Raw genomic sequence first — 22,847 nt, 5'->3', positions numbered from 1 at the left:
GCTTAAGGCCCGGGTTCCCTGCGCACGCTCGCCCTGCTCACCTGCCGATGTTTATGATTTCACTCACACCCTGACATTCTTTCACTTTTTTTTAATGCAGAAGTGGCTAGAGTAAACTCATCCGACCACTTTGCTGTGAGTGACTACCATGTCCGTCAATCCTGATTATCCTGCGCTGTTTACGCCGCTGGATCTTGGCTTTACCCGCCTGAAAAACCGCTTTCTGATGGGGTCGATGCATACCGGCCTGGAAGAGCATCCGGATGGCGCAGCCCGGCTGGCGGCGTTCTACGGCGAGCGGGCACGGGAAGGCGTAGCGCTGATTGTCACCGGCGGCATCGCCCCCAATGCGCAGGGTGTTACCACCGCGCATGGCGCGATGCTCACCGACGAAGCACAATGCAGCTGGCATCGACAAATCACAGAAGCGGTGCATCAGCATCAGGGCAAAATCGCCCTGCAGATCCTGCATACCGGTCGTTACAGCTATCAGCCCGATCTGGTCGCGCCCTCCGCCCGTCAGGCACCGATTAACCCGTTTACGCCACAGGCGATGAGCGAGGCGGCGATTGAACAGACCATTGATGACTTCGCCCGCTGCGCCCGGCTGGCCCAGCAGGCAGGTTACGATGGTGTGGAGATCATGGGGTCCGAAGGCTACCTGATTAATCAGTTTCTGGTGAAACACACCAATCAGCGCACCGACCGCTGGGGCGGCGACTTCCGGCAACGGATGCAGTTCGCGCTGGCAATTACCCGTGGTGTTCGCGCCGCAACCGGTGACGCCTTTATCATTATCTTCCGGCTATCAATGCTCGACCTGATCGAAGAAGGCAGTTCGCTGGAGGAGACCCTGTTGCTGGCGGGCGAGCTGGAGCAGTGCGGCGTCACGCTGTTCAATACCGGCATCGGCTGGCACGAAGCGCGCATCCCGACCATCGCCACCTGCGTGCCGCGCGCGGCCTTTGCCTGGGTGACGCAGCGCCTGCGTGCCCACGTTTCGGTGCCGGTGATCGCCACCAACCGTATTAACCATCCCGCTGTCGCTGAGGCGCTGCTGCAGTCGGGCTGTGCCGATATGGTGTCGATGGCACGCCCTTTCCTCGCCGACCCCGCCTTTGTCAGCAAAGCGCAGCGCGGCGAACCGGACAGCATCAACACCTGCATCGCCTGTAATCAGGCCTGCCTCGACCAGGTGTTCGCTGGTAAAATCACCTCCTGCCTGGTCAATCCCCGCGCCTGCCATGAGTCGCTGATGCCGGTCATCGCCAGCACCGCACCACGCAGACTGGCAGTGGTGGGTGCCGGCCCGGCCGGAATGGCGTTTGCCCTGCAGGCGGCGCAGCGCGGACATCAGGTGACGCTCTATGAGGCCGCGCCCGGGATTGGCGGTCAGTTCAATATTGCCCGGCAGATCCCCGGCAAATCTGAGTTCAGTGAAACGCTGCGTTATTTCCGCTATCAGCTGGCGGCCGCAGGCGTGACGGTTCAGACGGGCTGTCGGGTCACGCCCGATCAGCTGAGTGACGCCGATGAGGTGGTGCTGGCGACCGGCATTAAGCCGCGTACACCGGCTATTCCCGGCATCGATCACCCCAGTGTGCTGAGTTATCTGGAGGTGCTGCGCGATAAGCGCCCGGTGGGTAAACGGGTGGCGATTATTGGCGCGGGTGGGATTGGCTTTGATGTGGCGGAGTATCTGTCTCAGCCGTCGCATGACGAGGATCTGGCGGCGTTTTACACAGAATGGGGCATCGACCACAGCCTGACACAGCGCGGCGGCCTGGTTGCCCCACAGCCGCCTGCCGCATCACGGCAAATCTGGCTATTGCAGCGCCGATCAGGGAAACCGGGTGCCAGGCTGGCAAAAACGACCGGCTGGATTCATCGCACCAGCCTTCAGGCGCGCGGCGTGGAGATGTGGGGCGGCATTGAATATCTGGCCATTGATGACAGCGGCCTGCACCTGAGGCGTAACGGTGAAACGCTGCTGCTGGAGGTCGATAACGTGATTATCTGTGCCGGACAGGAGCCGCAGCGCGAACTGGAAGCCGCGCTGCGTGCAAAAGGACAGGTGGTAACCGTAATAGGCGGCGCAGATGTCGCGGAGGAACTGGATGCGCGCCGCGCGATTGCGCAGGCAACGCAACTCGCTTTGACGATCTGACTAGCGCATTTTCACCGCGCGCAGCACCACAAACTTCTGGTTTGAGGCGATCAGCGTACAGTTGCCGAACAACTTCTTCAGCTTGTGGTGATAATCGAGGTGGCGGTTGCCGACAATGCGCAACTCGCCGCCATACTGAAGGCAGCGTTTCGCATCGCGGAACATCTGCCATGCCAGATGATCGGTAACAGCGTGCTGCTGATGGAATGGCGGGTTGCACAGCACCGCGTGCAGCCGATCTGATGGATAGCCGCTCAGCACGTTATTGACCAGGAACTGACAGCGCGACAGGTCATCAGGACGGTTTACTTCCACGTTCCGCTTGCTGGAGGCGACCGCCATATAAGACTCATCAAGGAAATGCACCTCGGCCTGCGGATTCTGCTCCAGCGCCACCAGCCCTACCACACCGTTGCCACAGCCCAGATCGACAATCTCACCTTCAATATTTTCAGGCAGATGCTGCACAAACAGCCGTGCGCCGATATCCAGCGAAGAACGCGAGAAGACGTTAGCGTAGTTGTGGATCTGATAAGGGGTGCCATCCAGCGGCCAGACCAGCGTCGGCGTGGCCTCACGCAGTTCAGGCTGACTGAACTGGCTGTAGATCAGGCGCGCTTTTTTCCAGGCCAGTGAGGTTTTGGTTTCACCGATGATCTGTTCGAACAGCTGCAGAGTCGAGTTGTGAATCTCTTTGGCGCGCGCCGCCGCCACAATCACCGTATCTGGCGTGACGACTTCACGAATGGCACGCAGCTGATGCTCCAGCAGCGCCAGCGTTTTAGGCACTTTAATCAGCACCGCCGCCGGAGCCGCGGGCAGCTCAGCCAGGCTATCAACAAAGTGCACGTTGCTGTCATCCATCTCATTGAAGCTCAGATTTTGGCGGGCGGCCTGCTGGCTCAGCCAGGAGTCGCTGACGTGCCAGACAGTGCGCGGATTCAGGGCGCAGGTTAACGCCCCGAAGCTGTCGTTGAAGATCAGCACGGGTCCTTCTGGCAGCGCCTGCTGTAACAGGTATTCATCAGCCGCATCCCAGGCTTGTAATGGACTTTCGTCACGCATCTGCGGGAAGCGATGCAGGATCAGTGTGCGATCGTTCAGTTCAAGTTGGCTCATGAATTCTCCGGCGTGGTACACTTTGATTGATTTTCGCCCCAAAATCGGGGGCGCAGTATACTGTCTTTCGCCAGGAATCCCTAATGTCCTCACTGATCTACCTTCAGGGTTATCCTGCCCCTCTTCTTGAGCAGGTCCAGACGCTAATCGCCCACCAGCGCTTAGGTGCATTTCTGCAGGAACGCTATCCTGACACCCACGACGTGATGAGTGATAAGGCGCTGTATGACTACACGCAGGCGCTGAAAAACCGCTATATGCGCAACGCGCCGCCAATCAGCAAAGTGATGTGGGATAACAAGATCAAGGTGATGAAGCATGCACTTGGACTGCACACGGCTATCTCGCGGATTCAGGGCGGCAAACTCAAGGCGAAAGCGGAAATCCGTATCTCAACCTTTTTCCGCCTCGCCCCTGAGCCATTTCTGCGGATGATCGTGGTGCATGAGCTGGCCCACCTGAAAGAGAAAGACCACGATAAAGCGTTTTACCATCTCTGCTGCCATATGGAGCCGGATTACCACCAGCTCGAATTTGACGCACGCCTGTGGATGACTGACCAGGCGATGCGCGGCAATGCGGCTTAAAGAAACTCCTGCGCTTTCTGAATCAGGCTGGTTTTAGTCAGCGCCCCCAGAAAGCGTCGCTCCTGAGGATTATTCAGCACCGGCAGACGCTCCAGCGTGACCGCGGCAAACGCCTCCCATCCCTCACGCATGCTCTGATTCTGAAAGACCACCGGGAAATCCTGATCCATGACGCACTGCACCGGGGAGTCGAGGGTTATCTCCTGCGCCAGCACCCGCCGTGAGATCTCATGAATCGACACTACGCCAAGGAATGCCCCTGCAGCGTTGATCACATAGACGTAGCGTTCACGTTTTAGCGAGCTGACTGCCAGCGCCTGCCCCACTGACTCCTCAGGCTGCAACGCCGCACCAGGAATGATCAGCTCAGCAATGCGCATGTTATCGAAATCGTATTTCGCTTCTGAACGGCTGAAGTGATGACTCACCACTGGATACGTACTGGCGGATTGCAGGCGATAAACCACCATCGACGCCAGCACTGTTGCTATCATCAGCGGAAACAGCAGGCTGCTATTCAGCGTCATCTCCAGCACCATCAGCATCGCCATCAATGGCGCCTGACTGACCGCCGCCAGCACCGCTGCCATGCCAATCGCGGCATAAAGCAGCACATTGCCCAGCGGCAAATGCAGCGCCGCCCCGATCATCGCGATAATCACCCCAAGCAGCGCGCCTATCAGCAGCGAAGGCGTAAAGAGTCCGCCGACAGCGTTCGACCCCACAGACAGGCTGGTGGCGAGGGTTTTCAGCACCAGCAACAGCAGTAATCCCGGCAGCAGATAGTCGCCTGCCATGACTTTGACGATGACTTCGTAGCCGTTGCCGAGAATATCAGTAGAGATCAGCGCCAGTAAGCCGACGGCGAATCCACCCGCGCCCAGGCGCAAGGGCAGAGAAGCGATGCCGCTGAACAACACTTTGCTGCGGGCGATGCATTTAATCAGAAGCCAGCCCGCCAGACCGGCGCTCAAACCAATGACCACCGTCATCAACAGGCTGCTGAGATCCATGGCGAAGTTTGCGTCTGCCAGTGGATAGAGCGCGCTGCGGAAGCCCAGCGTCCACATGGTCATCACCGCTGTCGCCGACGCGATAATCAGAGGGATCAGCCGCTGCAACGCAGAAATACCAAACGCAATCTCCGCCACAAAAATCGCCGAGGCCAGCGGCGCATGATAGACCGACGCCAGGCCCGCCGCAGCCGCCATCGCCACCACGTCACTGTTTTTCAGGTTCAGTGAGGCCGGTAACAGGCGGCCAATCGCACTGCCGCACAGCGCCGAAAGCTGCACCATCGGCCCCTCTTTACCGATCGAAGCACCGCTGCCGATACTGGCAATCGACGATAAGGCACGGAACAGCGAGGTTCGCGTCGGTACCGCATCGAGTCGGGCGTTGATCACTTCAAGATAATCCGTTTTCACCGTCTGCTGTTGCTCAATGGCGACCGCATAACGCAAAAAATAGCCCGCCAGCACCCCGCCCGCCCCCACCAGCAGCGGCCAGAAGATCCACGGCCAGAGATGCAGGGATTCGGTAATTTCGCCACTGCGGGCAAAGAGCAGATGGTTGATCAGTTCTATCACGCCGCGAAAAGCCAGCGTCACCAGCGACGCCGCACACCCGACCGGAATGGCGATCAGTAGTGTGGTCCAGTTTAATGCGTGCTTACTTGCTTTCACCTTCGCTCCCTGGTTGATGCCTGAATATCATGGCTTCAGCATATTATTGGAATGCGGATCGCAGGATCAATCCTTGCGTACCCGGCCCCCTTGCACCGCCTCGGGGAGATGTTACTCTGCCGCTTTAACGCTGCCGGAGAGATGACGTGATTCGTTTTGCCATTGTGGGAACAAACTGGATTACACGCCAGTTTATTGATGCCGCCCATGAAACCGGAGCGATGAAGCTCTGTGCGGTCTACTCACGCAGTCAGCAGCAGGCCGACGCCTTTATTGCTGATTATCCCTGCAAACAGACCTTTACCTCACTGGATGCCTTGGCCGCCTGCCCGGAGATCGACGCGGTCTATCTTGCCAGCCCCAATGCCCTGCACTGCCAGCAGGCGCTGCTGTTTATGTCGCACGGCAAGCATGTGATTTGCGAAAAACCGCTGGCCTCTAACCTGGCGGAAGTGGAGCAGATGATCGCCTGCGCCCGTGAGCATCAGGTGGTGCTGTTCGAGGCGTTTAAAACCGCCAGCCTGCCAAACTTCCAGCGGCTGAAGCAGGCGCTGCCAGACGTGGGTACACTGCGAAAAGCCCTGCTGAATTACTGCCAGTACTCCTCACGTTATCCGCGTTATCTCAACGGCGAGAACCCTAATACCTTTGATCCCCGCTGGTCGAATGGCTCAGTCATGGATATCGGTTATTACTGCCTGGCATCGGCAGTAGCACTATGGGGCGAGCCAGACCGTGTGCAGGCCACCGCGACGTTGCTGGCGAGCGGCGTGGATGCCCATGGTGTGGTGGTGCTGAGCTACGGCGATTTCGACGTGACGATTCTGCATTCCAAGGTGAGTGACTCTTCACTGCCCAGCGAAATTCAGGGTGAAGCGGGTACGCTGGTCATTGAGAAGCTTTCGGAGTGCCAGAAGCTGAACTTTATTCCTCGTGGTGCTGAAAAGCAGGCGCTGAGTGAGCCACAGCATATCAACACCATGCTATATGAAGCGGCCGCGTTTGCCCGGCTGGTTGAGCAGCGTCAGGTGGACCATCCCGGACTGGAGGTTTCGCGGATTACCGCCGCGCTTCTGACCGAAATCCGCCGCCAGACCGGTGTTATCTTCCCGGCCGATCAGGCTGCTGTGTAAATATTTCTAAATATGTCTGGGATAGGTTGCTTCCTGTGCGGCTAAAACGTAACTTACTCTCCTGCAAAGGGGAGTAACTTGTAAGCTGATTGATCGTCACTACGTTGCGAAAGCATCCGGTCATCAGGCAACCCGGAATCGATTTCTGTGTTGTAAGTGAGACCTTGCCGGAAGGCGAGGTTTGCTTACACAAAAATAAGCGGCTGACGTCTTCTGACTTCAGCCGTTTTTTTCTTTTTAAGACAGGATACGAATATGCAAACTGTGGGTACGCCTTTACTCTGGGGCAGCTTTGCGGTTGTGGTGCTTATCATGCTGGCTATCGACCTGCTGTTGCAGGGACGCCGCGGCGCGCAGACCATGTCTTTCAAACAGGCGGCTGTCTGGTCGCTGATCTGGGTTTCCGTCTCACTGCTGTTTAGCGCCGCTTTCTGGTGGTATCTGGAGGGCAGCGTGGGACGTGAAGTCGCTAACACCCAGACGCTCGCCTTCCTGACCGGCTACGTTCTGGAAAAAGCGCTGGCGGTAGATAACGTCTTCGTCTGGCTGATGCTGTTCAGCTACTTCTCTATTCCGGCTAACCTGCAGCGCCGTGTACTGATCTACGGTGTGTTAGGCGCTATCGTGCTGCGTACTATCATGATCTTTGCCGGTAGCTGGCTGGTCACCCAGTTCAGCTGGATCCTCTATGTGTTCGGTGCCTTCCTGCTGTTTACCGGTGTGAAGATGGCGCTGGCGAAAGAGGATGACGGTGCAGTGGGTGACAAACCGGTGGTGCGCTGGTTGCGTAAGCATTTACGCATGACCGATGATCTCGACGGCGAGAAGTTCTTTACCCGCAAAAACGGCGTGCTGTTTGCGACCCCGCTGCTGCTGGTGCTAATCATGGTGGAACTCAGCGATGTGATCTTTGCCGTCGACAGTATCCCGGCCATTTTCGCCGTAACCACCGACCCGTTCATCGTGCTGACCTCAAACCTGTTCGCTATCCTGGGCTTGCGTGCCATGTACTTCCTGCTGGCAAACGTGGCAGAACGCTTCTCGATGCTGAAGTATGGTCTGGCGATTGTGCTGGTGTTTATCGGCTTTAAGATGCTGATTGTGGACCTGTACCATATCCCGGTTGGTATCTCACTGGGTGTGGTCGGCGCCATTCTGGCCTCAACCCTGCTGATTAATGCCTGGGTTAACCGCAAAAGAGATCAGAAAAAGATCGCACCATAATTACCTGCAGGGGCAGCGTATGCCCCTGTTTTATTTTGCGACAGACTGTCGTGCCATTTCATCCCTCTGTCACACTTCCACTATTCAGCATAATTAAAATCTGACCTGCGCCACACTGACAGAACTTTCTCTTTTCTCATCTGATGTTTTCCTTATACTCCGCCGGGCAAACCGTTTTAGCCGATGTAAAACATCGCGTCTGAAACTACATCCGCGACAAAATACAGAAAATATTATGCAGAAAACTTTCTCCGCACGTCTGGGCACGCTGCTCGCCGGAAGCCTGGTGAAGCAAATCTTGATTGGGCTGATCGCTGGTGTGGCGCTCGCCTGGATTTCACACGATGCCGCGCTGGCAGTCGGTCTGCTGGGTGAACTGTTTGTCAGTGCGCTGAAAGCGGTCGCGCCATTGCTGGTACTGATGCTGGTGATCGCCTCGATTGCCAACCACCAGCAGGGCCAGAAAAGTAATATCCGGCCAATTATCATGCTCTATCTGCTGAGCACCTTTTTCGCGGCGGTGGTCGCGGTGGTCTTCAGCCATCTGGTTCCGCAGACACTTACACTGGCGGCAGGCACAACGGAAATCGTTCCTCCTTCCGGCATCACCGAAGTGCTCCATGGGCTGCTGATGAGCATGGTCGCCAACCCAATCACCGCGCTGATGCAGGCTAACTATATTGGCATTCTGGTGTGGGCCATTGGCCTGGGGCTGGCGTTCCGTCACAGCAGTGACAGCACCCGCGCCTTGCTGAATGATGCGTCTCATGCCGTAACCTGGCTGGTACGCTGCGTCATCCGCTGCGCGCCAGTCGGTATTTTCGGTCTGGTGGCATCGATTCTGGCTTCAACCGGCTTTGGGGCACTGTGGCAATATGCGCATCTGCTGGCGCTGTTGATCGGCTGTATGCTGCTGATGGCACTGGTGGTGAACCCGATGCTGGTGTTCTCTAAAATCCGCCGTAACCCTTATCCACTGGTCTTCACCTGCCTGCGTGAAAGTGGCGTCACTGCCTTCTTTACCCGCAGTTCTGCTGCCAACATTCCGGTGAATATGGCGCTGGCGAAACGTCTGGATCTGGATGAGGATACCTATTCGGTGTCGATTCCTCTGGGCGCAACCATCAGTATGGCGGGTGCGTCGATCACGATTACCGTGCTGACGCTGGCGGCGGTGCATACGCTGGGGATCAGCATTGATGTGCCGACGGCGATTCTGCTGAGTCTGGTGGCGTCACTCTGCGCTTGTGGTGCATCGGGCGTGGCGGGCGGTTCGCTGCTGCTGATTCCGGTAGCCTGCAATATGTTCGGCATTCCGAATGACCTGGCGATGCAGGTGGTGGCGGTCGGCTTTATTATCGGCGTACTGCAGGATTCGGCGGAAACCGCGCTGAATTCCTCTACTGATATTCTGTTTACTGCCGCCGTCTGTCAGGCAGAAGCAGAGCGCGAAGCCAGCCGGGCTTAAGATAGTTATTACCGTCTGTTAATCCTGTGCTCTTCGCGGATGGCAGAGTCCGATCGCAAAGTCGCTTTACGCATCCCTGCACGCTCGGCCCGCGCCTTCCCTGGCGCGGGACGCTTTGCTCTTCGGACTCTGCTACCCGCTCTCTGAGCTTTTGAGCTATCTGAAAGAACAAGATCGCGTTTGGTTTTAGAGCGTCACACCACTTTTGAAAATCGCCAGCTCGCGGAAGTCGTTCTTCTCGTTGTTGGTCGGCTGACCGCTGGCAATCGCCACAATGCTGTCGACAAAATCTTCCAGCAGCGCATCCATGCTCATGCCCTCGATCAACCGTCCGGCATTAAAGTCGATCCAGTGCGGTTTCTTCTCCGCCAGCGGCGTGTTGGTCGCCAGCTTCACTGTTGGCACAAAACCGCCATATGGCGTGCCGCGTCCGGTACTGAACAGCACCATGTGGCAACCGGCGCCCGCCAGCGCACTGGTAGCGACGGCATCATTGCCTGGCGCACTCAGCAGATTGAGACCAGGCGTTTTTAACCGCTCGCCATACTTCAGCACATCGACGACCTGGCTCTGCCCCGCTTTCTGAGTACAGCCCAGTGACTTCTCTTCCAGCGTGGTGATGCCGCCTGCTTTATTGCCCGGCGACGGATTCTCGTAGATGGGCTGCTGGTGATCGATAAAGTACTGCTTGAAGTCATTGATCATGGCTACTGTTTTGCCGAAGGTCTCTTCGTCGCGACAGCGACTCATCAGAATCCGCTCTGCGCCAAACATTTCTGGCACTTCAGTCAGCACGGTCGTGCCGCCATTAGCGATCATCTGGTCCGAGAAACGCCCCAGTAACGGGTTGGCCGTGATGCCAGACAAACCGTCCGAACCGCCGCACTCCAGACCAAACTTCAGCTCGCTGAGTTTGCCTGGTTCACGCCGGTCATGCCGCATTTTTTCATACAAGGCATGCAGGCGCTCCAGCCCGGCTTCAACCTCATCATCATGCTGCTGGCACACCATAAATTCGACCCGGTCGCTTTCAAACGCGCCGAGGGTCTCACGGAAAACATCGACCTGATTGTTTTCACAACCGAGACCAATCACCAGCACCGCACCCGCATTAGGGTGGCGCACCATATTCTGCAGCATGGTGCGGGTATTTTCGTGGTCCTGCCCCAGTTGCGAACAGCCGAAGGTGTGGCTGAACAGGAATGCGCCATCGATTCCTTCGGCCTCCTGTGTCTCTTTCAGGAAACGCTGCAGGATCTGACGCGCAATGCCGTTTACACAGCCGACGGTCGGCAGGATCCACAGCTCATTGCGGATGCCGACTTCGCCGTTAGCACGACGATAGATCTGTACCTCACGATCACCCGGCTGCGGCGGTAAGGTCACGAACTCAGGCTGATACGCATATTCATCCAGATCGCTGAGATTGGTGCGGGCGTTCTGCGAATGGATTAACTCACCGGCGGCCACAGGCTGGGTGGCATGGGCAATCGGCAACCCATACTTGATCACCAGCTCATCCTGGGCGATAGGATGCAGGGCAAATTTATGCCCGCACCCGACCGCCTGTTGCACCGACACACTCAGTGGTGGCAGCTCTATGGTGGCGCCCGCCTCTAAGTCACGTAACGCCACGGCGACATTGTCGCGGGGATCAATTTTAATTGCGTCTTGCATAGCGTTATCTCAGTTGGCTCAGCGCCTCACGCATTCCGTGGGCGATGATATTTTGCAGGTGTTGGGTGACAACCGTAGCCAGTCCGGGCTGACGGGTTAAATCTTCGCCCCAGTGTTGCGCGTCGCTAAGCACGCCGTGCACCAGCTGTTGCGGTGACAGCTGATCCGCATCAAGTGCTTTCCAGGCGTCGGCGTAGTGCTGTAACCACTGCGGCTCATCCTGTAATGGCCAGCTTTTACCGGCTGACTCGCCGCGATAAAAGGCGATCAGCGCCGCCAGCGCAAAAGTGATGTGTGTCGGCCAGTTGCCCGTTTGCTGATGCGCGGCAAGCAGTGGCGTCAACAGACGGGTGCGAAACTTGGTCATGCCATTAAGCGCAATCGACAGCAGCGCATGGCGAATGAACGGATTGCGGAAGCGGCGTTGTACCGCATCAGCAAAGGCGTGCAGTTCATCGGCTGGCAGATCCAGCGTCGGGATCACTTCATGACGCAGCAGGTTATCCACAAATCCGGCAATCGCCGGATCGGCCATCGCCTCCCCGACACTTTCAAGACCGGCCAGAAACGCCACCGGCACCATCGCGGTGTGTGCGCCATTGAGGATCGCCACTTTCTGCGCTTTATAGGGCGCAATGTCATCCACATGACGCACCTGTGGCGACAGCGCCGCCAGTTTCAGTTCACTGAACAGCGCCGACGGCCCCTGAATCACAAACTGGTAGTAGACTTCGCCCGCCACCAGATAGCGATCTTCATAACCCAGTTCACGTTGCAACTGCTCGCTTTCCGCCGGAAAGCCGGTAACGATGCGGTCAACCAGGGTGTTATAGAAAGCACAGTGCTCATGAACCCAGGTTTTAAATTCGGATGGCAGATGCCAGTGATCGGCGTAACGCAGCACCAGATCGCGCAACGCGTCGCCGTTATGGTCAATCAGCTCACACGGCACCACCAGCCAGCCACGATCGCTGGCGCCATTGAAATGGGAATAGCGCGCCCACAGCAGCTGCGTCAGTTTGCCGGGGAAGCTGCTGGCGGGCTGATCGGTGAGCTGATCCGTGCCAACAAAGGCGATGCCCGCCTCAGTGGTGTTGGAGAAAACCATGCGCAGGTCGGGATTCCGGGCCAGCGCCAAAAATTCACCGAACTGCTGCCAGGGCTGGATCTCACGGTTGAGGCTGCGGATCAGCCGGGTTTCACTGACCTGCTCGCCCTGATCGTTGAGTCCGCGGATCAGCGTGGTGTAGAGGCCATCCTGCTGATTCAGGCTGTCGCTGACTTCACGGTTGCGCGGCCGCACCACCACAATTCCGGCATCGGTGCCCTGATGTTCATTCAGCCAGTCAATCTGCCAGTCAATAAAGGCGCGCAGGAAGTTACCTTCGCCGAACTGAATCACCCGGTCGCGATAGCGTGCGCCCGGGAAGTCGTGGCGGTTTAGCCTTTTCATCATCAGGCTCCCAGCTCGATGCCGAAGTAATCGCGGGCATTGTTGAAGCAGATGTTCTGAACCATCTGGCCTAACAGCGCTTCATCGGCTGGCGCTTCACCCTGCTCTACCCAGCGGCCAATCATCTGGCACAGCAACCGGCGGAAATATTCGTGGCGGGTGTAAGAGAGGAAGCTGCGGCTGTCGGTCAGCATCCCGACGAAGCGGCTCAGCAGGCCAATCTGCGCCAGCTGGGTCATCTGACGCTGCATACCGTCCAGCTGGTCATTGAACCACCAGGCGGAACCAAACTGCATTTTCCCCGCCTGACCTTCACCCTGGAAGTTGCCTGCCATCGTCGCCAGTACTTCGTTATCGCGCGGATTCAGGCAATAGAGGATGGTTTTCGGCAGCGCATTATTAAGGTTCTGTGCGCCCAGCAGGCGGGCCAGCGGTTCAGCCAGCGGCTGGTCGTTAATGGAGTCAAAGCCCACATCCGGCCCCAGCAACTGGTACTGGCGTGGGTTGGTATTGCGCAGTGCGCCAATGTGATACTGCTGTACCCAGCCACGGCGGGCATATTCGCTGCCCAGCCAGACCAGTACCGCCGTTTTGAACTGCGCCATTTCGTGCGGATTCGGTGCTGTACCGCTGCGACGGCGCGCCAGAATCACATCCAGCGTGGCGTCGTCCGCCTCGGCATAACAGACCACATCCAGCGCGTGATCCGAGACTTTACAGCCATGCGCCGCAAAGTGATCCAGCCGCTGATACAGTGCGCTGCGCAGATCGTCAAAACGCTGCACGCTGATGTCGGTCAGTTGTTCCAGCGTCTCAATCCACGGCAGGAAGGTGTCGGCTTCGATATTAAAGGCTTTGTCCGGACGCCAGCTTGGCAGCACTTTAACGCTGAAACTGGTGTCGTCTGCCAGCGCGCGGTGATGGCGCAGGTCATCCAGCGGATCGTCTGTGGTGCCGACCATCTTCACCTTCATCTGCTGCATGATGCCACGCGTGGTGAAGCTATCCTGCGCCAGCAGTTCATTGCAGCGATGCCAGATGCTGTCAGCCGTTTTCTCAGAAAGCAGCGTGTCGGTAATGCCGAAAGGCCGGCGTAATTCCAGATGGGTCCAGTGATAGAGCGGGTTGCCGATGGTGTGCGGCACGGTACGCGCCCAGGCGTCAAACTTTTCACGATCGCTGGCGTTGCCGGTACAGAACGCCTCAGCCACACCGTTGGCGCGCATTGCCCGCCACTTGTAGTGATCGCCCTTCAGCCAGATGTCATAAAGATTGGCAAAGCGATAATTTTCGGCAATCTGCTGCGGCGGTAAGTGGCAGTGATAGTCGAAAATCGGCTGATCCTTCGCGTAGTCGTGATAGAGACGGCGGGCGAATTCACTATCCAGCAAAAAATCCTCGGTCATGAAACGTGACATACATGCTTCCTCATCTACTGAACCACTGATGGCCCAAAGTTATCATACCAATTTTAGTCCGTTACGGATTTATTTGCGATCCTGCTCACATAAACGGCGATGTCTGGCTACCGTTATGGACATTTTTGTCGCCCGCAGCGCGCTAAATGGCTGTCATTACGCAGGTTTCCAGTATCCCACAGTGCAGAAAGGGTTTTTGTGATGGCTCTCAACTTTTAAAGTTGTATAACAAGTTAGGCTCTCGTCCTATCGTGAGGTCGTTAGCGGCCCACAAATGGCAAGGTAAGAACAGGGTTGCTCAGACAGAACCTGCGGGCGTGAGCAGAGCTGCATCACGGGCTGTCCCGCTCCAGATAACAACAGCGGCAAGACCGCATACAGAACTGGAAGAGGTAGAGGATGCGTAAGATCAAAGGGTTACGCTGGTACATGATTGGACTGGTGACGATCGGTACGGTATTAGGGTATCTGACCCGTAATACCATCGCCGTGGCGGCCCCGACATTGATGACAGAGCTGCATATCACTACGCAGCAGTATTCATACATCATTGCGGCCTATTCAGCCTGCTATACGCTGATGCAACCGGTGGCGGGTTATGTGCTGGATCTGCTGGGCACCAAAGTCGGCTACGCCGTGTTTGCTGTGCTGTGGGCAATCTTCTGTGCCGCCACGGCGATGGCAGGCAGCTGGGGCGGCCTTGCTCTGGCGCGTGGTGCCGTCGGTGCGGCTGAAGCGGCGATGATCCCGGCGGGTCTCAAAGCGAGTAGTGAGTGGTTCCCGGCCAAAGAGCGTTCGGTCGCGGTAGGCTACTTCAACGTCGGTTCATCTATCGGTGCGATGCTGGCTCCGCCGCTGGTGGTCTGGGCAATCGTGGCACACAGCTGGCAGATGGCCTTTATCATGACCGGTGTGCTGAGCATGGTCTGGGCACTCTGCTGGCTGGTGTTTTACAAACATCCGAAACAGCAGAAGAAGCTGAGTGATGAAGAGCGCGACTACATTATCTCCGGTCAGGAAGCGCAGCATCAGACCGGCAACACCCGCAAAATGTCGGCGCTGCAGATTATCCGTAACCGCCAGTTCTGGGGCATTGCTCTGCCGCGTTTTCTGGCAGAACCGGCGTGGGGAACCTTCAACGCCTGGATTCCGCTGTTTATGTTTAAGGTGTACGGCTTCAATCTGAAAGAGATTGCGATGTTCGCCTGGATGCCGATGCTGTTCGCGGACTTCGGCTGCATCCTGGGCGGCTATCTGCCGCCGCTGTTTCAGCGCTGGTTCGGCGTTAACCTGATCGTTTCCCGTAAAATGGTGGTGACGATGGGTGCGCTGTTAATGATTGCGCCAGGCACCATTGGCCTGTTCACCAGCCCTTACGTCGCCATTGGTCTGCTGTGCGTCGGCGGCTTTGCGCATCAGGCCCTTTCAGGTGCGCTCATTACCCTGTCGTCAGACGTTTTCGGCCGTAATGAAGTCGCGACGGCTAACGGCCTGACCGGCATGGCAGCCTGGACCGCCAGCACGATGTTTGCGCTGGTCGTGGGTGCCCTGGCCGATACGCTGGGCTTCAGCCCGCTGTTTGCTGCCCTGGCGGTGTTCGATCTGCTGGGTGCCGCAGTGATCTGGACAGTCCTGAAAAATAAACCGATTTCAGAGCTGGAAGCGGAAACGGTGATTCCACCAGCCAGCGCCGTTCACAATTGATTTGCCGGGCTGGCGCGAGCCAGCCCATTTCCTCGCACCGCCTGAAGTGGTATAACAACTTATCTGTCTGCTACCAGGATTGTGCTATGGACCTCACTGAATCCCGTCGACTCTACCAACAGCTTGCCAGCGAGCTCAAAAGCCGCATTGAAACCGGAATCTATCCGGTGGGCGACAAACTGCCTGCTGAACGCCTGATTGCCGAAGAGATGGAAGTGAGCCGCACCGTTGTCCGTGAAGCGATCATCATGCTGGAAGTGGAAGGCTATGTTGAGGTCCGTAAAGGATCGGGTATTCACGTCATTGCCAGCCAGCAGCAGAATCGCATCGCCCCCACCAGCAGCCAGCTGGAATTTGCCACCTTTGGCCCGTTTGAGCTACTGCAGGCGCGCCAGCTCATTGAAAGTAACGTGGCCGAGTTCGCAGCCACCCAGGTCACGCGTCAGGACATTATCGACCTGATGGCGATTCAGGAAAAAGCCCGCCAGGAGGATCACTTCCGTGATTCCGAGTGGGACATGCAGTTTCATGTGCGCATCGCGCAATCCACCCAGAACAGTGCTTTAGCCGCCATCGTTGAAAAAATGTGGCTGCACCGCCTGCACAATCCCTACTGGCTCAAACTTCATGAACATATCGACCAGCGCAGCATTCTCAGCTGGTGCGACGACCACGATCAGATCCTCAAAGCGCTGATGCGTAAAGATCCCGCCGCCAGCAAACTGGCGATGTGGCAACATCTGGAAAATACTAAACAGATGCTGTTTAACGCGACGGCGGATGATTTTGAATTTAACGTGGATCGTTACATGTTCGGTGAGAATCCGGTCATCCTGCCTGATGGGTCCAATAACGCCCGCTAAAAGCGCCTGAAAACAGCCTGAGATGGTCAGTTAATCTGCAATAGTGTCAGGTCATGTAAAGCTCCTTTTTACAGGGCGTTTCACAAGGTAAAACTCCTGTTCGCAAGAGAGTTTTACTGTCTCAGACAGGCGATTTTTGTTACAGTTATCGCCCTTTTATTACCCTTTGCGACAAGGGTTTATAAAGTTGCTGATTTAACAATCGATTCTGGAAGGATCCGGAAAATCCCGCCCAGGCTGCGCGCCTAAAATTTATAACGAAATGCCGGTCTGCGTTTAAGTCCCTGTGGGACATGTTTAACAATGATGTTCAGGAATGATTGATGGATATTTTGCAAGCGTTGCTGCATGCCCTGTGGCAACAGGACTATGAGACTCTCTCCGATCCCACGCTGGTATGGGCCATTTACGGCGTGTTGTTCATGATTTTATTCTTAGAAAATGGCCTTCTTCCTGCCGCATTCCTGCCAGGTGACAGTCTGCTGATTCTGGTCGGCGTACTGATTGCCAAAGGCACCATGAGTTTCCCTTTAACGATTCTGGTTCTGACGACCGGCGCCAGTCTGGGCTGCTGGGTGAGCTACATACAAGGCCGCTGGCTGGGTAATACGCCCACGGTTCAGAAATGGCTCTCTCATCTGCCAGCCCAATACCACCTGCGCGCGCACAGCATGTTTCACCGTCACGGCTTATCTGCCCTTCTGATTGGTCGCTTTATCGCCTTTGTCCGAACGCTGCTGCCCACCATTGCCGGGCTGTCAGGCCTCAGCAATGCCCGTTTTCAGTTCTTTAACTGGGTAAGTGCATTCCTGTGGGTGGTAATTTTGACCGTAATCGGCTTCGCGCTGGGAAAAACCCCGATTTTCCGTCGTTACGAAGATGAGATGATGTTTTTCCTGATGATGCTGCCACTGGCGCTGCTGGTATTTGGCCTGGTGGGATCGCTGGTGGTGTTATGGCGTAAACGACAGGCGAATCAAAACGGGAAAGCCGAGTAATGAAACTGCTGCAGGCTATTCCTAAACGGTGGTTACCGTGGTTGATTGCTGGCGCGTTTGCGCTGGTCGCGCTCTGTGCGATCCCACCTTTGATGAAGCACGAGACAGTGGTGCAGATTCGGGTTTCTCATGCAGGTGCAACGCTGCCAGATGGTTTTTATCTCTATCAGCAATTAAGCGCACAAGGTATTCGTATCAAAAGCATAACGCCCGCGGGTGATGCGCTGATCATTCATTTTGACAGCGAAGAACAGAGTCTGGCAGCACAGAAGGTGTTGCGCCGCCTGTTGCCACAAGGCTTTATTGTGGCGCAGCACGATCACTCTCAGCACCTTTCGCTGGCGTAATCCCCCTCTCCCTCTTTTTCAGACCGTTGCCGCATGCCGCGACGGTCTGAAAGCCGCTCTATCTCCCGGTCTTCTTTGAACTTTTTACTATCGGTGTCTATGCTTAAGCGAGAGTCGATTCTTAGCACCCGCAGGCACAAGATCGCGCAGGTGATGAGGAGTCAGGTCGCAATGGAAGGTTCAGGACCGATGAAATATCAAGTATTGATGGGCATTGCTCTGTTTTCGCTATCGGGTTCGCTGCTGGCAGCAGAATCGCTGTGTGAGCAGAAAGAGCAGGATATTCAGCGTGAAATTGGGATGGCGCAAAAGCATAACAACCAGCGCCGGGTTAATGGTCTGGAGCGCGCGCTGACCGAAGTCCGGGCAGATTGCAGCGATAAAAAGCTTGAAGCCGCCCATCTGGAAAGAATTAACGCGCAAAAGCAGAAAGTTGCAGAGCGTGAGCACGCACTCAGGGAAGAGCGTGAAGAGGGCCATGACAGGGAAAAGATTGCTAAGCGACAACAAAAACTGGATGAAGCGCGCCGGGAACTGAAAAAGTTACAGGCGGAGCCCTATTAATTGGAATTAACCAACTGATGTTAAAGGAGTATTTTATGTCTAAAGACACATCATCGGAACATTTGCGTGCTGAACTGAAAAACCTCGCCGATACCCTGGAAGAAGTACTGAGCAGCAGTACTGAAAAATCCAAAGGTGAGCTGGATAAACTTCGCAGCAAAGCGCGTGATGCGCTGGACAGCTCACGTGAACGTCTGGGCGAATCAAGCGAGCGCATCGCTGCGACTACGCGTGAAGCGGCACAGAGAGCTGAAGGCTATGTGCGTGAAAATCCATGGCATGGTGTGGGCATCGGTGCAGCGATTGGCGTCGCACTGGGCATGCTCATTTCGCGTCGTTAACTATGGCTGACTCACAGCATAACCACGGCCCGGCTAAAGGGGTCATTAACATCGGCCAGCGTATTGTGACCACGCTGGTTGGCATGGTCGAGACGCGTGTTCGTCTGGCAGTGGTGGAACTGGAGCATGAGAAAGCTAACCTGATTCAGCTGCTGTTGATGGTTGGCCTGACCATGCTGTTCACTGCATTTGGTCTGATGAGCCTGATGGTTCTGATCATCTGGGCAGTAGATGCACAGTACCGTCTGATGGCCATTGGCATCACAACCGGCACACTGTTCCTGCTGGCGGTCATTCTGGGACTCTGGACACTTCACAAGTCGCGTCAGTCAACGCTGTTACGCCATACGCGTAAAGAGCTGGAAACTGATCGTAATTTGCTTGAGGAACAACGCTGATGAGCCGCCGCGAGCGTGAAGAACGCATCCATGAACTGCTTAAGCATGTGCAGCAGCAGCGGCTGGATTTAAGCGCTGCGCGGCGTGACTGGCTGGAAGGGACCGCCCATTACGATCGTGGCTGGTTTACTTTCCTCAGCTTACGTCGCTATCTGGCTATTGGCAGCAGCGCGCTGGCCGTCTACTCAATTCGTAGTCCCAGTAAGCTCTTACGCTGGGCCAAACGGGGATTCGGTGCCTGGAGTACCTGGCGCATGATTAAATCGGCTCTGCCACCGCGTTAATTTTGTTAATAGCCGGTCCTGAAAAGGCCGGCTTTTCTTCATCAGATTTTCTGAAAAACACAGACAGTATATCTCGCTTACAACCTTTCCACTCCGCGATTATCATCTCCAGCCATCAACCCAATGAACGCAGTAGTGCTTTCAGCGGGCATAAACCCTGCGGGCAGCTTGCCCTGCATTCCTGATAGCGCTGGAGTAGATGATGAAAAAATTCGAAGATGTCGGTTTATTAGTGGCTCGCATCCTGATGCCAATCCTGTTCATTACGGCCGGCTGGGGCAAGATCACCGGTTATGCAGGTACTCAGCAATATATGGAAGCGATGGGCGTCCCTGGCTTTATGCTGCCGCTGGTTATTCTGCTGGAGTTTGGCGGCGGTCTGGCCATTCTGTTTGGTTTCCTGACCCGTTTCACTGCCCTGTTCACTGCAGGCTTCACCATCCTGACCGCGTTTCTGTTTCACAGTAACTTTGCCGAAGGTGTGAATCAGTTGATGTTCATGAAAAACCTCTCTATCGCGGGTGGTTTCCTGGTGTTAGGTCTGGTGGGTCCAGGCGCATACAGCATTGATCGCCTGATCAGCAAAAGAAAATCATAGGCGATTGCGCGCTAATCTCACATAAAGCGTAATGCCACATATACTTAGCAGGGCGGGGACATTTCCCCGCCCTGTTTGCATTGGAGCCACTATGGGACAGTTAATTGACGGTGTCTGGCATGACACCTGGTACGACACCAAATCCACTGGCGGACGTTTCAAACGTTCAGAGTCGGCTTTTCGCAACTGGGTCACGGCGGACGGTAGCGCCGGTCCGGTGGGCAAAGCGGGATTTGCTGCTGAGCGCGATCGCTATCATCTTTATGTCTCGCTGGCCTGCCCCTGGGCGCACCGTACGCTACTGATGCGTCAGCTGAAGGGTCTGGATAGCATGATCGACGTCTCCGTGGTGCATCCGTTGATGCTGGAGAACGGCTGGACCTTCGATGACACCTTTCAGGATGCGACGGGCGATAAGCTCTATCAGAACGAGTTCCTTTATCAGCTCTATTTGCATGCTGACCCGCAGTACAGTGGCCGTGTAACCGTGCCGGTATTATGGGACAAGCAGCAGAACACCATCGTCAGCAATGAATCGGCTGATATCATCCGCATGTTCAACAGTGCGTTTGATGCGGTCGGTGCCCGTGCCGGTGACTACTATCCGGTAGCGCTGCGCGAGAAGATTGATGAGCTGAATGGCTGGATCTACGATACGGTTAATAACGGCGTGTATAAATCGGGCTTTGCGACGTCGCAGTCCGCGTACGATGAGGCAGTGACTGCGCTGTTCCATTCGCTGTCGCGACTGGAGCAGATTCTGGGTCAGCATCGCTATCTTACCGGCGATCAGCTGACCGAAGCGGATCTGCGTTTGTGGACCACGCTGGTGCGCTTTGATCCCGTCTATGTGACTCACTTTAAGTGCGATCGCCACCGGATCAGTGATTACAGAAACCTGAGCGGTTTCCTGCGTGATATCTATCAGATGCCGGGCATTGCAGAGACAGTCAATCTGCCGCATATCCGTCATCACTATTACTGCAGTCACAAGACCATCAACCCGAACGGCGTGATTTCGCTTGGGCCAGCGTTTGACTGGGATGAACCGCACGGCCGCGGTTAAGCTGCATTCGTATAGCGCCACAAAGCAAAAACCCCGCCGAAGCGGGGTTTCTGGTAAAAAATCGACGCTGACCGGTAAGCCGCGTTCTTTTCATGGAGCGCATCGTGGACAGTCATTCATCGCTGCCTGCACATAGCCCGCAAAAGCAAAAACCCCGCCGGAGCGGGGTTTCTGGTAAAAAGTCGAAGCTGACCGTTAAGCCGCGTTCTTTTCATAGAGAGCGTCGTGGACAGTCATTCATCGCTGCCTGCACATAGCCCGCAAAAGCAAAAACCCCGCCGGAGCGGGGTTTCTGGTAAAAAGTCGAAGCTGACCGTTAAGCCGCGTTCTTTTCATAGAGAGCGTCGTGGACAGTCATTCATCGCTGCCTGCACATAGCCCGCAAAAGCAAAAACCCCGCCGGAGCGGGGTTTCTGGTAAAAAGTCGAAGCTGACCGTTAAGCCGGGTTCTGTCGTGGACAGTCATTCATCTAGGCCAGCAATCGCTCACTGGCTCAAGCAGCCTACCCGGGTTCAGTACGGGCCGTACCTTGTGAACCCCTATTTGGCCTTGCTCCGGGTGGAGTTTACCGTGCCACGAACTGTTGCCAGTCGCGCGGTGCGCTCTTACCGCACCCTTTCACCCTTACCTGATCCCATTTCTGGGCCATCGGCGGTTTGCTCTCTGTTGCACTGGTCGTAGGCTTGCGCCTCCCAGGCGTTACCTGGCACCCTGCCCTATGGAGCCCGGACTTTCCTCCCCTCTGCCCGTCTCCCCACAAGTGAGGACGACGACAAAGCGGCGACTGTCTGGTCAGCTTCGGCGCGGGATAATAGGACATCCGAAGGCATTTGTCACGCCTCTTGCTGCTCCAGCGCATACTTATAGAGGGCATTCTTCTTCACGCTATGGATCTCAGCGGTCAGCGCAGCCGCGCGCTTCAACGGCAGCTCTTTTTGCAGCAGCGCCAGCGTACGCAGTGCATCAGCGGGTAACGCATCGTCATCATCGACTTTGTGCCCTTCGACAATCAGCACCATCTCGCCTTTACGACGATTCTCATCTTCTTTGACCCAGGCCAGCAGCTCGCCGACCGGCGCACCATAAATCGACTCCCAGGTTTTGGTCAGCTCACGAGCCAGCACGACGTAGCGCTCAGGCCCCAGCTCACTCACCATATCCTGCAGGCTGTCGATTAAACGATGGGTTGATTCATAGAAAATCAGCGTGCGTGGCTCCTGCACCAGTGCTCGCAGGGCATCGCAACGGCCTTTGGTTTTTGCGGGCAGAAACCCTTCGTAACAGAAACGATCGGATGGCAGTCCTGCGGCGCTCAATGCGGCAATGGCGGCACAGGCGCCCGGTAGCGGCACTACACGAATGCCCGCTTCACGGCAGCGGCGCACCAGATGGTAGCCCGGATCGTTAATCAGCGGCGTGCCAGCATCGGAAACTAAGGCTATGCTTTGACCCTCTTGCAGCTTCGTCAGCAGCAGCTCAGCCTTATGCTGCTCGTTGTGGTCATGAAGTGAGAAGAGTCGCGCATTGATGGCGAAATGTTGTAGCAACAGCCCGGTATGACGTGTATCTTCCGCAGCGACCAGATCGACGCTCGAAAGCACCGTCAGCGCCCGCTGGGTGATATCACCCAAATTACCAATCGGGGTTGGAACGATGTAGAGCGTGCTGGCAGAAATCTCTGCCCGATCGAGTTGTTTCATTGTTTCATCCGAATTGCCGATTTAATATTGAGCATCTTGAAAAAAACATCAC

Annotated in this window: 21 protein-coding genes and 1 other RNA gene; 15 read left to right on the top strand and 7 right to left on the bottom strand. The window is 56.1% G+C overall.

Going from position 1 to position 22,847, the window contains the following annotated elements:
* The first annotated feature begins 148 nt into the window (after window positions 1–148).
* The gene (locus tag KTJ90_RS02915; protein ID WP_140034116.1) at window positions 149–2,167 is read left to right on the top strand and encodes an NADPH-dependent 2,4-dienoyl-CoA reductase; all 2,019 of its coding nucleotides are present in this window, start codon (window positions 149–151) and stop codon (window positions 2,165–2,167) included.
* On the opposite strand, the gene rlmG is transcribed toward KTJ90_RS02915, so the two are convergent.
* Window positions 2,168–3,286 (bottom strand): 23S rRNA (guanine(1835)-N(2))-methyltransferase RlmG, encoded by a 1,119-nt coding sequence (gene rlmG, locus KTJ90_RS02910; protein ID WP_497817157.1) that lies wholly within the window; start codon window positions 3,284–3,286, stop codon window positions 2,168–2,170.
* Between the two features lie 83 nt (window positions 3,287–3,369).
* On the opposite strand from rlmG, the gene KTJ90_RS02905 reads away from it, so the two are divergent.
* Window positions 3,370–3,873: a M48 metallopeptidase family protein gene (locus KTJ90_RS02905; RefSeq protein WP_140034118.1), complete on the top strand. Its 504-nt coding sequence runs from the start codon at window positions 3,370–3,372 to the stop codon at window positions 3,871–3,873.
* Here KTJ90_RS02905 and KTJ90_RS02900 read toward each other — a convergent pair.
* Entirely contained in the window at window positions 3,870–5,558 is a 1,689-nt protein-coding gene (locus KTJ90_RS02900; protein WP_008925762.1) for a chloride channel protein, read from the bottom strand. The two genes, KTJ90_RS02905 and KTJ90_RS02900, sit on opposite strands and share 4 nt — an antisense overlap.
* 146 nt (window positions 5,559–5,704) lie before the next feature.
* Between KTJ90_RS02900 and KTJ90_RS02895 the strand changes: the two genes are divergently transcribed.
* From KTJ90_RS02895 to sstT, 3 genes are all read left to right on the top strand, one after another.
* Window positions 5,705–6,691, top strand: coding sequence for a Gfo/Idh/MocA family protein (locus tag KTJ90_RS02895; RefSeq protein WP_140915760.1), 987 nt, complete (start codon window positions 5,705–5,707; stop codon window positions 6,689–6,691).
* Window positions 6,692–6,946: 255 nt separating this feature from the next.
* Entirely contained in the window at window positions 6,947–7,915 is a 969-nt protein-coding gene (locus KTJ90_RS02890) for a TerC family protein (protein WP_003850208.1), read from the top strand.
* Window positions 7,916–8,150: 235 nt separating this feature from the next.
* The gene (sstT, locus tag KTJ90_RS02885; RefSeq protein ID WP_008925765.1) at window positions 8,151–9,383 is read left to right on the top strand and encodes a serine/threonine transporter SstT; all 1,233 of its coding nucleotides are present in this window, start codon (window positions 8,151–8,153) and stop codon (window positions 9,381–9,383) included.
* A 186-nt stretch (window positions 9,384–9,569) separates the two neighbouring features.
* Here the strand turns inward: sstT and KTJ90_RS02880 are convergent, their stop codons facing one another.
* From KTJ90_RS02880 to uxaC, 3 genes are read right to left on the bottom strand one after another with little or no spacing between them, the layout of a single operon-like run.
* Window positions 9,570–11,060, bottom strand: a complete 1,491-nt coding sequence (locus KTJ90_RS02880) for a UxaA family hydrolase (RefSeq protein ID WP_499025917.1) — start codon at window positions 11,058–11,060, stop codon at window positions 9,570–9,572.
* 4 nt (window positions 11,061–11,064) lie between these two features.
* Window positions 11,065–12,513 (bottom strand): tagaturonate reductase, encoded by a 1,449-nt coding sequence (locus KTJ90_RS02875; protein ID WP_499026437.1) that lies wholly within the window; start codon window positions 12,511–12,513, stop codon window positions 11,065–11,067.
* Window positions 12,514–12,515: 2 nt separating this feature from the next.
* Window positions 12,516–13,931 (bottom strand): glucuronate isomerase, encoded by a 1,416-nt coding sequence (uxaC, locus tag KTJ90_RS02870; RefSeq protein ID WP_499025916.1) that lies wholly within the window; start codon window positions 13,929–13,931, stop codon window positions 12,516–12,518.
* Window positions 13,932–14,330: 399 nt separating this feature from the next.
* Between uxaC and KTJ90_RS02865 the strand changes: the two genes are divergently transcribed.
* From KTJ90_RS02865 to KTJ90_RS02820, 10 genes are all read left to right on the top strand, one after another.
* Window positions 14,331–15,635 (top strand): MFS transporter, encoded by a 1,305-nt coding sequence (locus tag KTJ90_RS02865; protein WP_003850215.1) that lies wholly within the window; start codon window positions 14,331–14,333, stop codon window positions 15,633–15,635.
* Window positions 15,636–15,721: 86 nt separating this feature from the next.
* On the top strand, window positions 15,722–16,498 hold the full coding sequence (gene exuR / locus KTJ90_RS02860) for a transcriptional regulator ExuR (protein WP_003850218.1): 777 nt from the start codon (window positions 15,722–15,724) through the stop codon (window positions 16,496–16,498).
* Between the two features lie 323 nt (window positions 16,499–16,821).
* On the top strand, window positions 16,822–17,496 hold the full coding sequence (locus KTJ90_RS02855; protein ID WP_003850219.1) for a DedA family protein: 675 nt from the start codon (window positions 16,822–16,824) through the stop codon (window positions 17,494–17,496).
* Complete coding sequence (mzrA, locus tag KTJ90_RS02850) at window positions 17,496–17,843, top strand: EnvZ/OmpR regulon moderator MzrA (RefSeq protein WP_003850221.1); 348 nt, start codon at window positions 17,496–17,498, stop codon at window positions 17,841–17,843. Before KTJ90_RS02855 ends, mzrA begins: the two co-directional genes overlap by 1 nt.
* Before the next feature lie 189 nt (window positions 17,844–18,032).
* Entirely contained in the window at window positions 18,033–18,407 is a 375-nt protein-coding gene (locus tag KTJ90_RS02845; protein WP_033743157.1) for a DUF1090 domain-containing protein, read from the top strand.
* 35 nt (window positions 18,408–18,442) lie between these two features.
* Window positions 18,443–18,748, top strand: a complete 306-nt coding sequence (locus KTJ90_RS02840) for an ElaB/YgaM/YqjD family protein (RefSeq protein WP_003850224.1) — start codon at window positions 18,443–18,445, stop codon at window positions 18,746–18,748.
* Window positions 18,749–18,750: 2 nt separating this feature from the next.
* Window positions 18,751–19,146 carry a phage holin family protein gene (locus KTJ90_RS02835; RefSeq protein ID WP_003850226.1) on the top strand — a complete coding sequence of 132 codons (396 nt, stop codon included), beginning with the start codon at window positions 18,751–18,753 and terminating at the stop codon, window positions 19,144–19,146.
* Entirely contained in the window at window positions 19,146–19,430 is a 285-nt protein-coding gene (locus KTJ90_RS02830) for a YqjK-like family protein (protein ID WP_033733988.1), read from the top strand. The genes KTJ90_RS02835 and KTJ90_RS02830 overlap by 1 nt, the downstream gene beginning before the upstream one ends.
* A gap of 202 nt (window positions 19,431–19,632) precedes the next feature.
* On the top strand, window positions 19,633–20,028 hold the full coding sequence (locus KTJ90_RS02825; protein WP_008925770.1) for a DoxX family protein: 396 nt from the start codon (window positions 19,633–19,635) through the stop codon (window positions 20,026–20,028).
* A gap of 91 nt (window positions 20,029–20,119) precedes the next feature.
* Complete coding sequence (locus KTJ90_RS02820; protein WP_090966141.1) at window positions 20,120–21,094, top strand: glutathione S-transferase family protein; 975 nt, start codon at window positions 20,120–20,122, stop codon at window positions 21,092–21,094.
* Between the two features lie 422 nt (window positions 21,095–21,516).
* Here KTJ90_RS02820 and rnpB read toward each other — a convergent pair.
* Both rnpB and rsmI read right to left on the bottom strand, forming a co-directional pair.
* Window positions 21,517–21,895, bottom strand: an RNA gene (rnpB, locus tag KTJ90_RS02815) — RNase P RNA component class A.
* Between the two features lie 33 nt (window positions 21,896–21,928).
* Window positions 21,929–22,795, bottom strand: coding sequence for a 16S rRNA (cytidine(1402)-2'-O)-methyltransferase (gene rsmI / locus KTJ90_RS02810; RefSeq protein ID WP_039659404.1), 867 nt, complete (start codon window positions 22,793–22,795; stop codon window positions 21,929–21,931).
* Window positions 22,796–22,847: the final 52 nt, after the last annotated feature.

The organism is Pantoea jilinensis, from assembly GCF_019104105.1.
Taxonomy (GTDB): Bacteria; Pseudomonadota; Gammaproteobacteria; order Enterobacterales; family Enterobacteriaceae; genus Pantoea; species Pantoea eucalypti.
Note: the sequence above shows the minus strand (reverse complement) of the source record. Positions and strands in the feature narration are given on the sequence as shown.